The 12,933-nt window shown below is 49.6% G+C and carries 11 protein-coding genes; 4 read left to right on the top strand and 7 right to left on the bottom strand.

Features of this window, described 5'->3' with window-relative positions; genetic code table 11:
* Window positions 1-70: 70 nt before the first annotated feature.
* From recG to gmk, 5 genes are read right to left on the bottom strand one after another with little or no spacing between them, the layout of a single operon-like run.
* Window positions 71-2,152, bottom strand: a complete 2,082-nt coding sequence (gene recG / locus SPM24T3_RS20485) for an ATP-dependent DNA helicase RecG (protein ID WP_009638732.1) — start codon at window positions 2,150-2,152, stop codon at window positions 71-73.
* The gene (gene trmH / locus SPM24T3_RS20480) at window positions 2,149-2,844 is read right to left on the bottom strand and encodes a tRNA (guanosine(18)-2'-O)-methyltransferase TrmH (RefSeq protein ID WP_009638731.1); all 696 of its coding nucleotides are present in this window, start codon (window positions 2,842-2,844) and stop codon (window positions 2,149-2,151) included. Before trmH ends, recG begins: the two co-directional genes overlap by 4 nt.
* Before the next feature lie 4 nt (window positions 2,845-2,848).
* Window positions 2,849-4,957, bottom strand: a complete 2,109-nt coding sequence (gene spoT, locus SPM24T3_RS20475; protein ID WP_009638730.1) for a bifunctional GTP diphosphokinase/guanosine-3',5'-bis pyrophosphate 3'-pyrophosphohydrolase — start codon at window positions 4,955-4,957, stop codon at window positions 2,849-2,851.
* 14 nt (window positions 4,958-4,971) lie between these two features.
* On the bottom strand, window positions 4,972-5,253 hold the full coding sequence (gene rpoZ, locus SPM24T3_RS20470) for a DNA-directed RNA polymerase subunit omega (RefSeq protein WP_009638729.1): 282 nt from the start codon (window positions 5,251-5,253) through the stop codon (window positions 4,972-4,974).
* Window positions 5,254-5,307: 54 nt separating this feature from the next.
* On the bottom strand, window positions 5,308-5,931 hold the full coding sequence (gene gmk / locus SPM24T3_RS20465) for a guanylate kinase (RefSeq protein ID WP_009638728.1): 624 nt from the start codon (window positions 5,929-5,931) through the stop codon (window positions 5,308-5,310).
* A 279-nt stretch (window positions 5,932-6,210) separates the two neighbouring features.
* On the opposite strand from gmk, the gene ligB reads away from it, so the two are divergent.
* Window positions 6,211-7,932 carry an NAD-dependent DNA ligase LigB gene (gene ligB, locus SPM24T3_RS20460; RefSeq protein WP_009638727.1) on the top strand — a complete coding sequence of 574 codons (1,722 nt, stop codon included), beginning with the start codon at window positions 6,211-6,213 and terminating at the stop codon, window positions 7,930-7,932.
* Window positions 7,933-7,936: 4 nt separating this feature from the next.
* On the opposite strand, the gene SPM24T3_RS20455 is transcribed toward ligB, so the two are convergent.
* Complete coding sequence (locus tag SPM24T3_RS20455; protein ID WP_009638726.1) at window positions 7,937-8,554, bottom strand: trimeric intracellular cation channel family protein; 618 nt, start codon at window positions 8,552-8,554, stop codon at window positions 7,937-7,939.
* Window positions 8,555-8,885: 331 nt separating this feature from the next.
* Here SPM24T3_RS20455 and SPM24T3_RS20450 point away from each other — a divergent pair, with 331 nt between their 5' ends.
* The 3 genes from SPM24T3_RS20450 (at window position 8,886) to SPM24T3_RS20440 (ending at window position 12,159) form a co-directional block, all read left to right on the top strand.
* Window positions 8,886-9,506 (top strand): TetR/AcrR family transcriptional regulator, encoded by a 621-nt coding sequence (locus SPM24T3_RS20450; RefSeq protein WP_009638724.1) that lies wholly within the window; start codon window positions 8,886-8,888, stop codon window positions 9,504-9,506.
* Window positions 9,507-9,574: 68 nt separating this feature from the next.
* Window positions 9,575-10,849 carry a beta-ketoacyl-ACP synthase II gene (gene fabF / locus SPM24T3_RS20445; RefSeq protein ID WP_009638723.1) on the top strand — a complete coding sequence of 425 codons (1,275 nt, stop codon included), beginning with the start codon at window positions 9,575-9,577 and terminating at the stop codon, window positions 10,847-10,849.
* A 134-nt stretch (window positions 10,850-10,983) separates the two neighbouring features.
* The gene (locus SPM24T3_RS20440) at window positions 10,984-12,159 is read left to right on the top strand and encodes an L-dopachrome tautomerase-related protein (RefSeq protein WP_009638722.1); all 1,176 of its coding nucleotides are present in this window, start codon (window positions 10,984-10,986) and stop codon (window positions 12,157-12,159) included.
* A 64-nt stretch (window positions 12,160-12,223) separates the two neighbouring features.
* Here SPM24T3_RS20440 and SPM24T3_RS20435 read toward each other — a convergent pair whose 3' ends face one another.
* Window positions 12,224-12,649, bottom strand: coding sequence for a hypothetical protein (locus SPM24T3_RS20435; RefSeq protein ID WP_009638721.1), 426 nt, complete (start codon window positions 12,647-12,649; stop codon window positions 12,224-12,226).
* Between the last annotated feature and the right edge of the window lie 284 nt (window positions 12,650-12,933).

Genomic DNA, 12,933 nt, shown 5'->3' with positions numbered 1-12,933 from the left:
ATTAGAGATAAGCCAGCATGAAGAGGTTCAAAATTATCGCGCTGTGAAGATGTTTGCTATTGAGAGAAGATCAGGCGTTGGTATAGCGGGCACGTTCCGGGAGCCAGCGCTCGATCAACGCTTTGGCATGTTCAGGATACTGTTGCTGAATATGGCGGGCGATACGCTGAACTTCAGGGATCATTGCCTGGTCACGAAGCAGATCGGCAACTTTGAATTCAGCACTGCCGGTTTGGCGTGTGCCAAGCAGTTCACCTGGGCCGCGGATCTCCAAATCCTGCTGAGCAATCACAAAGCCGTCATTACTGTCACGTAAAACTTGCAGCCGCTTTTGTGCCGTTTTGCTTAAAGGCGTTTTATACAACAGCACACAGTGAGAGGCGATAGCACCACGGCCAACGCGGCCGCGAAGCTGGTGCAGCTGTGCTAGTCCGAGTCGCTCGGGGTTTTCAATAATCATCAGACTGGCGTTTGGCACGTCAACACCAACTTCAATTACCGTGGTGGCGACCAGCAGTTGAATTTCACCCTGCTTAAAAGCCTGCATCACTGCCTGCTTTTCCTGAGCTTTCATACGGCCATGAACCAGACCGATTTTCAGCTCCGGCAGGGCGACTTTCAGACCTTCCCAGGTAGCTTCCGCGGCCTGAGCTTCGAGCATTTCTGACTCTTCAATTAGCGTGCAGACCCAATAAGCTTGACGATTTTCTTCCACGCAGGCACTTTTCACCCGCTGGATAATGTCGCTGCGACGGGTGTCAGGAATAGCAACGGTAGTGACCGGCGTTCGCCCTGGCGGTAGTTCGTCGATAACTGAGGTGTCAAGATCTGCATAGGCGGTCATCGCCAGCGTGCGCGGGATTGGAGTGGCGGTCATGATCAGCTGATGCGGATGAAAACCCTGCTGCTTGCCCTTTTCCCAAAGAGCCAGACGTTGGTGTACGCCGAAACGGTGCTGTTCATCGATAATAACCAAGGCCAGCGCCGAAAACTGAATTTGTTCCTGGAAGATGGCGTGCGTGCCGACAACCATTGAAACTTGTCCGCTGGCAATCGCCTCTTGCTGTGCGATACGCGCTTTGCCCTTTTGCTTTCCTGCCAGCCAACCGACCTGAATGCCGAGCGGCTCAAACCATTGACGAAAATTGTTGGCGTGCTGTTCTGCCAGCAGCTCCGTTGGAGCCATTAATCCAACCTGCTTGCCCTGAGCAATTGCGCAAAGTGCGGCGAGAGCGGCAACCAGCGTTTTTCCCGAGCCAACATCGCCCTGTACCAGACGCATCATTGGATAACCTAAAGCTAAGTCATGCTCGATTTCGGCGACCACGCGACTCTGAGCGTTGGTTGGTTTAAACGGCAGAGATGCCAGAAATGCGTCCATCAGCTTGTGGTCTTTGACCAGCGGCAGAGCTTTGTAACTCTGTGTTCCGGCGCGAACCGCCAACATGCTGAGATTATGTGCCAGGAGTTCTTCCATAATCAGCCGACGTTGGGCAGGATGCTGGCCTTTTTCAAGATCGGCAAGCTGCATATCGGGCGGTGGTCGGTGCAGCAGATGCAATGCCTGCGATAGCGGCATCAGCGAACGGCTTAGCTCTTGTGGCAGAAGTTCGGCAATAGGTTGGGTATCAAGCAGTGATAACGCCTGATCGGTCAGTTTACGCAAGGTTGCCTGACGAATGCCTTCAGTAGTCGGATACACCGGCGTCAGCGATTCTTGCAACACTACTTCACTGTTCTCGCCCTGAACGCGATATTCAGGATGAATGATTTCTGCGCCAATCGTTCCGCGTTTGATTTCACCATAAGCAGTTACGCGTCGGCCAGGTGCCAGACTGTTTTTCATAGCTGCGTTAAAATTGAAAAAACGTAGTGTAAGCAGCCCCGTACCGTCGCTAATTTGACAGGTCAGCATGCGGCGACGACCAAAACTAATGTCGGTACGCAACACTTCACCTTCAACGGTGGCGTAAATCGCGGGCAGTAAATCATTGATAGCATAAAGACGTGTGCGATCTTCATAGCGCAAAGGCAGGTGAAGCAGCAGATCCTGAATAGTTTCGAGGCCGATTTTAGCGAGCTTTTCTGCCTGACTTGCGCCAACGCCGGTCAGGGACGTAAGCGGGACGGCATCGAGCAGGCGGCCCTTCATCTGGCAACCGTCATTTGCATAGCGGCCCACCAGGCATCGTCAGCGACAATACTGCCAGTCTCGTCAATAAACGGGCGAGGCAGTTTTTTTCGCTTGGCAACATTGGCCAGCACCGGATAACCCCCTTCGAACAGCAGGCGTTGCTGTTCTTTTTCTTTTAACAGGCTGGTTTCGCGCTGATACATCCCGGCATTTTCCCGTTGGCGCTGGGCCTCATAGAGAATCAGCGCCGAGGCCACCGAAACGTTGAGTGATTGCACCATGCCGACCATAGGGATGATGATATCGCTGTCTGCCAGAGCTAAAGCTTCGGGGGTGATACCCGTTTTTTCCTGACCGAGGAGAATACAGGTCGGGCGGGTATAGTCTATGGCGCGGAAATCTACGGCTTTCTCTGACAAGTTGGTCGCTAAAATCTGCATACCCATTGCCTTCATTTTGGCAACGGCTTCCTGAATTGTTTTATGCGTTTTAACCTGCACCCAGCTATTGGCCCCGGCAGCAAAAGAGCCTTGGGTTTTCATTCTGCTGGTGGGCCAAACGGCGTGGACTTCATTGACGCCTACGGCATCGGCGGTGCGAATCACGGCTGAAACGTTATGCGGTTTATGTACCTGTTCCATACAAACGGTCAGATCAGGTTGTCGGGCTGCCAGCATTTCGCGTATGCGCGCATAACGTTCAGGAGTCATCAGGTCAGTTTCTATTACGGGTAACTTTAATCACATCCGGCATGATACGAATTTTACGCATAATGTTGGCCAGATGTACGCGGTCACGAGTACTCAGGCGAATAATCGCGCTGTAGACGCGACCGTCTTTTTCTTCGCTGCTCAGGCTCTGAATATTTGACTGTGCGGCATTAATCGCGGCGGTCAGATTCGCTAATCCACCCTGATGATTGAACATATCGACTTTAATTTCGGCGATAAATTCTTGCTCAGTTTCCTGGTCATCCCATTCCACGGCCATAAATTTCTCAGGCTCTTTCTGGTAGCCACGGATGTTACGGCACGATTCATGGTGTACTACCAAACCTTTGCCTGGACTGACGTGAGCAATAATCGGGTCACCCGGAATCGGACGGCAACACTTGGCGAAGGTGATAAGTACGCCTTCTGCACCCTTGATTGGCAGATTGCGAGAACCCGAGGTCGCCATTGATGACTGGTCGCCCATTAGGTTTTTAGCCACCACCAGACTCATGGCGTTGCCCAGACCGATTTCGGCCAGCAGGTCGTCCATCTCGCCGAGCTTCATGCGATCAAGCTCTTTGCGGATGTTTTCTGGCGGCAGATCGCTGATTTTACGACCGCTACCAAATGCGTGATTCAACAAACGGCGACCCAGTGAAACGGAATCGTCACGTTTAAGATTTTTCAGCATCTGGCGAATTTTTGCTCGCGCTCTGGAACTGACCACAAAGTTTAGCCACGCCGCATTCGGACGCGCGCCCGGAGCAGTAATGATCTCTATGGTCTGGCCGCTGGTCAGCGGCTGCGAAAGCGGATAAGGCTGTCTGTCGACGCGCGCACCTACACAGGCATGACCTATATCGGTGTGTACTGCATAAGCAAAGTCGACCGGTGTTGCGCCAGCAGGCAGCTCGACAATGCGGCCTTCCGGAGTAAAGACATAGATTTCATCAGGGAAGAGGTCAGATTTAACGCTCTCGATGAATTCAAAGGAGTTACCCGCACTCTGCTGTAACTCAAGCAGGCTCTGCAACCAGCGCTGTGCGCGGATTTGTGCCGTTGTGCCGTTGCTTTCGCCGTTCTCTTTATAAGCCCAGTGCGCTGCCACACCCATTTCTGCCATCTGATCCATATCTTCAGTACGGATCTGTACCTCAACAGGCACGCCGTGCGGGCCTATCAAAGAAGTATGCAGCGATTGATAGCCGTTGGCTTTTGGAATGGCAATATAATCTTTGACTCTGCCCGGACGAGGCTTATAGAGGCTATGGGCCTGTCCGAGAACGCGATAGCAGGTATCGACTTCCTTTACGATCACTCGAAAAGCATAGATATCCATAATGGAATGGAAACGCTGCTCTTTCAGGTGCATCTTGAGGTAAATCGAGTAGAGGTGCTTTTCACGCCCGCTAACACGACATTGAATGCCGGCTTCGGTCAGGCGTCCCTCAATCTCGGAGAGGATTTTCTGGATCATCTCTTTACGGTTACCACGCGCGGCTTTCACCACTTCTTTGATAACGCGATAGCGATTGGGGTAAAGCGCCTCAAAACCTAGCTCTTCAAGCTCGGTTTTAAGGTGATGTATACCCAGCCTGTGCGCCAGAGGACTGTATATCTCCAGCGTTTCACGGGCAATGCGGCGACGTTTGTCCGGGCGAAGAGAACCCAGCGTGCGCATATTATGGGTGCGGTCAGCCAGTTTGATCAAAATGACGCGGATATCTTGCACCATCGCCATGATCATCTTGCGGAAGTTCTCCGCCTGGGCTTCCTTTTTGTCGCGGAATTTCAGCTTGTCTAGCTTTGAAACACCTTCAACCAGTTCGGCCACGCTTTTACCAAATAACTGCTCCATGTCTTGGTAAGTCGCAGGCGTGTCTTCAATGACGTCATGTAATAGCGCCGCCATCAAGGTCTCATGGTCGAGTCTCATTTCAGCTAAGATACAGGCCACGGCTACCGGGTGAGTAATGTACGGCTCACCGCTCGAGCGTGTCTGACCCTCGTGCGCGTCCCGCGCGACGAGGTATGCCTGCACGAGGCGCTTGATCTGGTCCTCTGGCAGGTATTTTTGAATCAGCTGATTCAGGCTTTCAAAGATGTACAAGATAGACCCGCTGATTAGGTTGGACGGCGACCTTCGGCGATAGCAGTAACCGCTTGAATCTCAGTGGCTTCTTGGTCTTTTTGCTCCTGACGATCGCGAGCGTCGAGGATCTGATTGGTGATCAGACCTTCTTCGATTTCACGCAGGGCAATAACGGTGAATTTGTCGTTTTCTTCAGCGACCAGTGGATCTTTACCACCAGATTGCAGCTGGCGAGCGCGACGAGCAGCCACCAACACCAGGTCAAAACGGTTACCAATTTTTTCTACAGCGTCTTGAACAGTTACGCGTGCCATATATGTGCTACTCCACAGGGTGACGAAAGACTGGGCATAATACTGAAAGTGTCTTCAGTCTGCCAATAGTTTGGTGATTAATCCGTCATGACGGAGCTTTTGACGGCTCAGACGAAGACGTTCTGCACGAATAATGGTTTTAAGATCGGATAAAGCCAAATCAAAATCATCATTCACAATTAAATAGTCATATTCAGCAAAGTGCGTCATTTCAGCAACGGCTTGAGCCATGCGTTTAGCGATAACTTCTTCACTGTCTTGATTGCGGCCACGAAGGCGGCGATCGAGTTCATCTTTCGACGGAGGCAGCACGAAAATACTGCGCGCCTGAGGCATGCGCTGGCGAATCTGCTGCGCGCCCTGCCAGTCGATATCTAAAAATACATCAACGCCAGAAGCTAAAACCTGCTCAATGGCTTTGCGGGAAGTGCCGTAATAATTATCGAACACTTGCGCATGTTCTAAAAACTCATCTCTCTCGATCATCTCGCAGAATTCGTCTTTGGAGACAAAATAATAATGCTCGCCGTGATTCTCGCCCGGCCTGACTTGACGGGTTGTGTGAGAAATCGAGACCTGCGTATCGTAGAGCGGTTGAGTTTTTAGGTAAGCCTGAATCAGACTTGATTTACCTGCTCCACTGGGGGCGGAGACAATATATAAAGTGCCTTGGACCATGTTGACGTTTCAGCTGATTGGGTTGAAATGAAAATACAGAAGAGTGATCTTCGGCACAGTATACACGTTCACCGCTTAGGGTGCAGCGTTCCGACACATTTGAACGCAAGTAATCGGCATAAAACAGCCCTGACTCATCTTTTTGCGAGGCTTATTCCATTAATAAATGGCAATTATGTAATTCTGAAATAAGTTTCCGCGACCTCTCGAAAGAATGTTCAATGCCGCTGGTTATGGCAAAGGTAAAGGCATTGAATAAGCGCAACAAGGAGAGTCGCCATGCGCTATTTGAATTTCACTGCTTTGTTTTTGGGATTAATTATTATTCGGAGCGCCTGTGGCGCTTCTGAATCTGCTTGCCCTTCGTGGTCCGAATCAAGATGGGCAAAAGAAATAAACCAACTGTCGGTGCAACTGAAAAACTGGGATGTTCAATATCACCAGCTTGGCGTTAGTGCGGTTGATGATGCTACCTACGATAGCCTGAGTGAGAAGCATCAATTTTGGCTGCACTGTGCAAGCCAGCCTTCTGAGCCACCGTCTTTGCCCAGAGGCACTGCAAAAATAAGTCATCCGTTTGCCCATACGGGTCTCAAGAAACTCCCTGATGCCGCGGCTGTTAGTCGTTGGATGAACAACAGAAACAACCTCTGGGTGCAGCCTAAGGTGGATGGTGTAGCGGTTACCCTCGTTTATGAGCAGGGAAACTTGGTTTCGTTGCTGAGCCGGGGTGATGGCCTTTATGGCCAGGATTGGACTCATAAGGCGATGGACATAGCCGCAATCCCCCAAAAAATTCCTGCTACTTCTGAGCGGCTGGTTTTACAGGGCGAGCTATTTCTGATGATGAGCGGTCATCATCAGAATGCGTCAGGAGGGCTAAATGCCCGTTCGAAAGTTGCAGGAGCGATGATGCGCCGTTCTTCGTCACAGCAAATGCCGCAGATCGGAATTTTTATCTGGGAATGGCCGGACGGCCCGTTGGAAATGCAATCACGATTTCAGCGACTAAAAGAAATGGGGTTTCCATTAACTGCCGAGTTTACGCACCCGGTTGAAAATTTTGAGCAGGCTAAGCAATGGCGAGAAAATTGGTATCAGGCGCCGCTGCCTTTCACCACTGACGGAATAGTTATCCGCCAGCAGGATGAGCCGGAAGGGCGTTTTTGGCGCAACCGCCCCGCCAATTGGGCCGTAGCGTGGAAGTATCCAGTGGTGCGCAAGCTGACGGACGTAACGGGAATTGAAATGACAGTGGGTAGAAGCGGGAAGAGATCGGTAGTTCTGCATTTAAACCCGATCATGCTGGATGATAAACAGGTCTCCAGAGTCAGTTTGGGTTCACCTGCGAGGCTTAAAAAGTGGGACATTATTATTGGTGACCGGGTGGCTATCAGTTTGGCAGGCCAGGGCATTCCGCGTATTGACGAGGTAGTCTGGCGGGTCGCTGTACGAGATGAAAAAAACCTTTCTAAATTCATTCCAGATTCGAAACTCGATGCCTTCACGTGCTTTACACCTTATAACCAGTGCCGCGAGCAGTTCCTGTCACGACTTGCCTGGCTCAGTGGACCACAGGGATTAAATATCACGGGGCTGGGCTTGGCGACCTGGAGTAAATTATTGGATGCTAATCTGTTGCCTGGCTTAGTGAGTTGGCTTGAATTGACACATCGACAGCTGGTAGCCGTTCCGGGTATTAGTGAGAAACAGGCAGGTAAGTTATTGGCTCAAATAGAACTTGCGCGGCAAAAAAGCTTTAAAAAATGGATGGCTGCACTGGGGTTTCCTGCCGCGGGGCTAAATACAGGCAATGCAACGAATTGGCCTGAATTAAGAGCAATCACGCCAGAACAGTGGCAGGCGATGCAGGGTATTGGTGTAAAAAGTACTTCGCTGATCCGTCGGTTTATCGAGCATCCCGAGGTAGTCGCGATGGTTGAAAAACTGATGCAAGAAGGAATACCGGCCTTTAGCCAGGCCAGTAGCCTTGTAGAATAAACTGCTAGTGTTCAGAATCCGGGTAGTTAAACACAGGTAAGCCAAGCTTAAAGCGCAGCGCCAGCAGGCGGGCGGCAAAGCCAATTAACAGCGTTGCGATAACTACCAGATTTTGTGGCACGGACAGATATTGCAAGAAAATGTAGATCCAGGCTGAAGCAAAGGAGATGCCGCCGTAAATCTCTTTTTGAAACACTAAAGGAATTTGATTGCACAGCATGTCGCGAAGCACGCCACCAAAAACGCCTGTGATGACAGCGGCGATAGAGGCAATCAGCGGGCCATGACCGGTATCCAGTGCGATTTGTGTACCTATGATAGAAAACACCACCAAGCCCAGAGCATCGAGCACCAGAAACAGTTTGCGCAGATGCTTCATCAAAGGTGCTAGCCAAGTGGTCACAATAGCTGCAGCAGCAACAATCAGAACATATTGTGGATGTTTCACCCAGCCTAGAGGGTAGTGCCCTAATACCATATCGCGCACAGTACCACCGCCTATTGCTGTGGCGCAGGCAATGATAATGACGCCGAAAACATCCATCTTTCTACGGCCAGCCGCAAGCGCGCCAGTCATCGCTTCGGCAGTTATGCCAATGATATAAAGAACAGTGAGCAACATAGATTTCGCCAGTCAAATACGCGGAAGATTACTCACTATAGAGTAATTAGCTTTGAGGGGAGCCTCGACTGAGTTTTTTTAAAACAGCCACTTCAAATTATTTAATCTAATGTATAAGTATAATAAGATGCTTATTTAATTGGATTTTTTAACAATTAATTTTATATTGGCATTACTTTTTATTGCATAAAAATCCTCTTGAATATCTATTAATCCCTCGCAGTAAATCTCCTTGAATAAAACTTCTAGGGGTTATGGTGACGAATGTGTATATTTATCACCTGTAAACTCAAACTAAACATCTAGCTTTTATAATGCCCTGGAGTGCTGCATGAAACATGAAATCCCGGTTGTGTTGCCGCAGCGTGGTCCTGCGTTGCATGAACGCCGAGAGCAGATAATTCAGGCTGCGCTGGATCATTTTCGCCACTATGGTTATTCGAAGACTTCAGTGGCAGATTTGGCGAAGGCTATTGGTGTTTCAAGCGCTTACGTTTACAAATTTTTTGAATCTAAACAGGCTATTGGTGAGGCCGTTTGCACTCATTGCCTGGGACAAATCGACGATGCACTCAGAGAGATTGCGCAGAGCAAACAATCTGCATCGGACCGGTTGCGAGAGCTATTTGCCTCACTGTTAATCAAGAGTTTGGCGTTGTTTTTCGAAGAGCGGAAACTGCATGATATCGCTGCTGTAGCGGCAGCAAACCATTGGGATTCGGCTAATAATCACCGCGCTGCGCTTTATAGTATTTTGAAACAGGTAATTTTCGAAGGGCGTGAATCAGGCGAATTCGAATCTGAAACGCCGCTGGATGAAGTCTGTATGGCGATTGCCAGCGTGATGACACCATTTTCGCATCCGCTAATGCTTGAGGAAAAGACCCCTGAGCAGTTGGAAGAGCGAGTTGTAGTAATTACAAATTTAGTTTTACGAAGTTTGGTGAAATGACCAGACTTATAAAAACGTGTGCTACTCACATCTAAACTTTTAATGGAATGATCCGTAGAGGAATATTTATGACTCATCGTCGCGTAGTAATTACTGGCATGGGGGCGGTGAGCCCGCTCGGCTGTGATATCGAAACCATTTGGAAACGACTGCTTGCCGGTCAGTCAGGCGTTGGTGTTCTGCCTGCTGAAATTTGCGAGACCCTGACTGTTAAAATTGGTGGCCAGGTATTATCGCTTGAGCAAGACCCTGAGTCTGGGTTCGATCCTGACTTACACGTTTTGCCAAAAGACCAGAAGAAGATGGACCGTTTTATTCTTTTCGCTATGGCTGCTGCAGACAAAGCGCTCGCGCAGTCTGGTTTTAAAGCTGAAACTCCTGAGCAGCAAGAGCGCGCAGCTACAGTTATTGGCTCAGGTATCGGTGGTTTCCCGGCAATTACCAATGCAGTAAGAACCAACGACCAGCGCGGTCCTAAGCGTCTGTCTCCATTTACTATTCCTTCATTCTTGGTCAATCTCGCTGCGGGTCAGGTTTCCATTAAACATCAGTTCAAGGGGCCAATTGGCGCTCCGGTAACTGCGTGTGCGGCTGGCGTGCAGGCAATTGGCGATGCTGTTCGTTTGATTCGCAATGATGAAGCCGACGTTGCCCTGTGTGGCGGCGCTGAAGCGACTATCGATACTGTGACCCTGGGCAGCTTTGCCGCGGCAAAAGCCATGTCTACTGGTCATGAAGATCATCCTGAAAAAGCGTCGCGTCCGTTTGACAGCGCGCGTGATGGTTTCGTGATGGGTGAAGGTGCGGGCATTTTGGTGATTGAAGAGCTGGAACATGCTTTGGCGCGTGGTGCAAAACCATTGGCCGAAATCATCGGTTACGGCACCAGCGGTGATGCTTATCACATGACTTCCGGTGCAGAAGACGGCAACGGTGCAGGCCGTGCAATGAAAATCGCTTTGCGTCAGGGTGGACTTAAGCCTGAGCAGGTCGATCACTTGAACGCTCACGCGACTTCAACTCCAGTTGGCGATCTCGGCGAAATCAATGCCATCAAAAATCTGTTCGGCACTGGTGACAAGCTGGCCATTACTTCTACCAAGTCAGCGACCGGTCATTTGCTGGGCGCGGCAGGTGGTCTGGAAACTATCTTCACCGTTTTGGCCGTCCGCGACCAAATCGTGCCACCAACGCTGAACCTGGATAACAAAGATCCAGCAGCAGAAGGCCTGAATATCATAGGTAATACCGCTCAGCCGCATGAAATTAACTATGCATTATCTAACGGTTTCGGCTTCGGTGGTGTTAATGCCTGCGTACTGTTGAAACGCTGGGAAGCTTGATTTTTTTCATTTAGTGCCATAAAGCCCGATAACTCGGGCTTTTTTATACAAAATTTTCATCTGTACATATAATTATTTCCGTTCGTTAAACTTTTGAAATAAAAATTCGAATTTTTTAACTCAGAGGAAATGGTATGAACAGAAGAGATTTCTTTAAAGCTTCTTTGCTCACAACGGGTTCCATGGCATTACTTGGTACTAATTTGGCGCAGGCATTTGCAGCAACGGATTATGGCCTAAGCAAGGGGCTTGGTTCTGAGCTAAAGCAGGTTGCCAGTCTGCGTTGGCTATCAAATGCTATAGCCGTAACCAGCACCGGTCGCAATTTTGTTGGCTTACCTCGCTGGCCAACCAATGAAAAAACCCCCTCAGTCGCTGAATTACTTCCTGATGGCACTCTCAAACCTTTCCCTGGCGGAAGCTGGAATGAATGGCAGCCCGGCCAACCTGGTGACGACGCTTTTGTTTTAATCAATACGGTTCATATTTTCGATGACGATACACTTTGGGTGGTCGATCAGGGCGATCCAAAACTCGACCGTAAGGCGCAAAAAATCCTGCAATTTGATACCAAAACAGGGAAATTGCTGAAAAAAATCACCTTCGACGAACACGTCCTTCCCAAGGGCGGTAACATCAATGATCTGCGTCTTGATTCTAAATATGCTTATTTCACTGATTCCGGACTGGGCGGTATTATTTATACCGATCTCGAGAGCGGTAAATCATGGCGTCGATTAGGAAATCACCCCTCGATAAAAGCCAAACTGGAACGTCCGGCGATGGATGAGACCGGAACAGTGCTTCAGAAAGATGATGGCAGCCCGAAGGTGGTGAATTCCGATCCCATCGAGCTTAGCCCGGATGGTAAATGGCTCTATTATCAAACATTGTCAGGCCCAATGTATCGGGTTCCCACTGCGTCCCTACGTGATGAAAAGCTTTCTGAACAGGCGTTAGGACAACAGGTTGAGTTTGTTTACGATACTCCGGCACTTTCTGGCACAGCGATTGATAACAAAGGCAATATTTACATGGCTGAGGCCCAGCGACCAAGGGTGATCATGCTGACCCCAGACGGGGATTTAAAAGTAATTGTCGAGGATGACAGGATTTGGGGGCCGGACGCGCTGTTTATTAGCCATCAGCGTGAGCTATATATTCCGTGTCCGCAGACTGCCAGACTTGCTTATAACCGTGGGCCGGGAGGTAAAGATCTGGTGCAGCGGCCTTACAAGATTTATAAAGTTAAACTACCCGACTATGCCGGGGACCGTGAGCCAGTACCGCCGGTTTCTCACAAAGCTTAATCGCAGACGCTTTAGCAGCTAAAAACAGCAGGCCTAGGCCTGCTATTGTTGTTTTTGAAAAACGTTATAGTCCGTCTGGGCGAGGGATTTCAAAATACTGGCCAGATGGATCACGTTTGTAATAATGCCCGTGGCTGACATAGAAACGCTCGCCGTGGAAGTCGATAGGAGAAAGGTCTGGTGGCGCAGAGTCGTACTCTTCTTCCTCTTGAGGTGGCGGCGGGGTGTCATCCTGAGGAGCGGCTTCATCTTGAGAGGGCTCGTAATCCTGAGGAGCAGCTTCACTCTGTGGTGGAGCTTGAACCTGAACATACTGATCACCATTTTTCTGATAATAGTTTCCGTTCAATGCCCAGTAAGTTAAACCGCCAATCACCACGGCCGCTGCGGCATCAGGCAAAATGTTGAATCCATGTCCACCCGGATGCGCCATCGCGAGCGTAGGTGAGAGCAGGCTCAGGGTTAATAGTGATGCAGCAAGCTTTTTCATTTCAGTCCCCTCAGGGGTCAACTACAGACGATTACAAACTTCTTCCGACTGATATAAGACCTAAACCTATCGCCGTCAATCTTGTTACCGTTATTTACATACATGGTTACAACTACCTACGCGATCCTAACGACGCTGCGCCATGCTGACAGAGGTTAACGGAAATTGATCTCGGATAAAGGATAACGAACTCAAGTGACTAGTCGGTTGTAAAAGGACTTAAAGTGAATAAGATGATTATCATTTAGATTTTCTGATTAAGATATCAAAAGAAGCCATCGAAC

The organism is Serratia sp. M24T3 (assembly GCF_000257645.1).
In the GTDB taxonomy this organism is placed as follows: domain Bacteria; phylum Pseudomonadota; class Gammaproteobacteria; order Enterobacterales; family Enterobacteriaceae; genus Rouxiella.
This window is presented reverse-complemented; position numbering and strand designations above follow the sequence as displayed.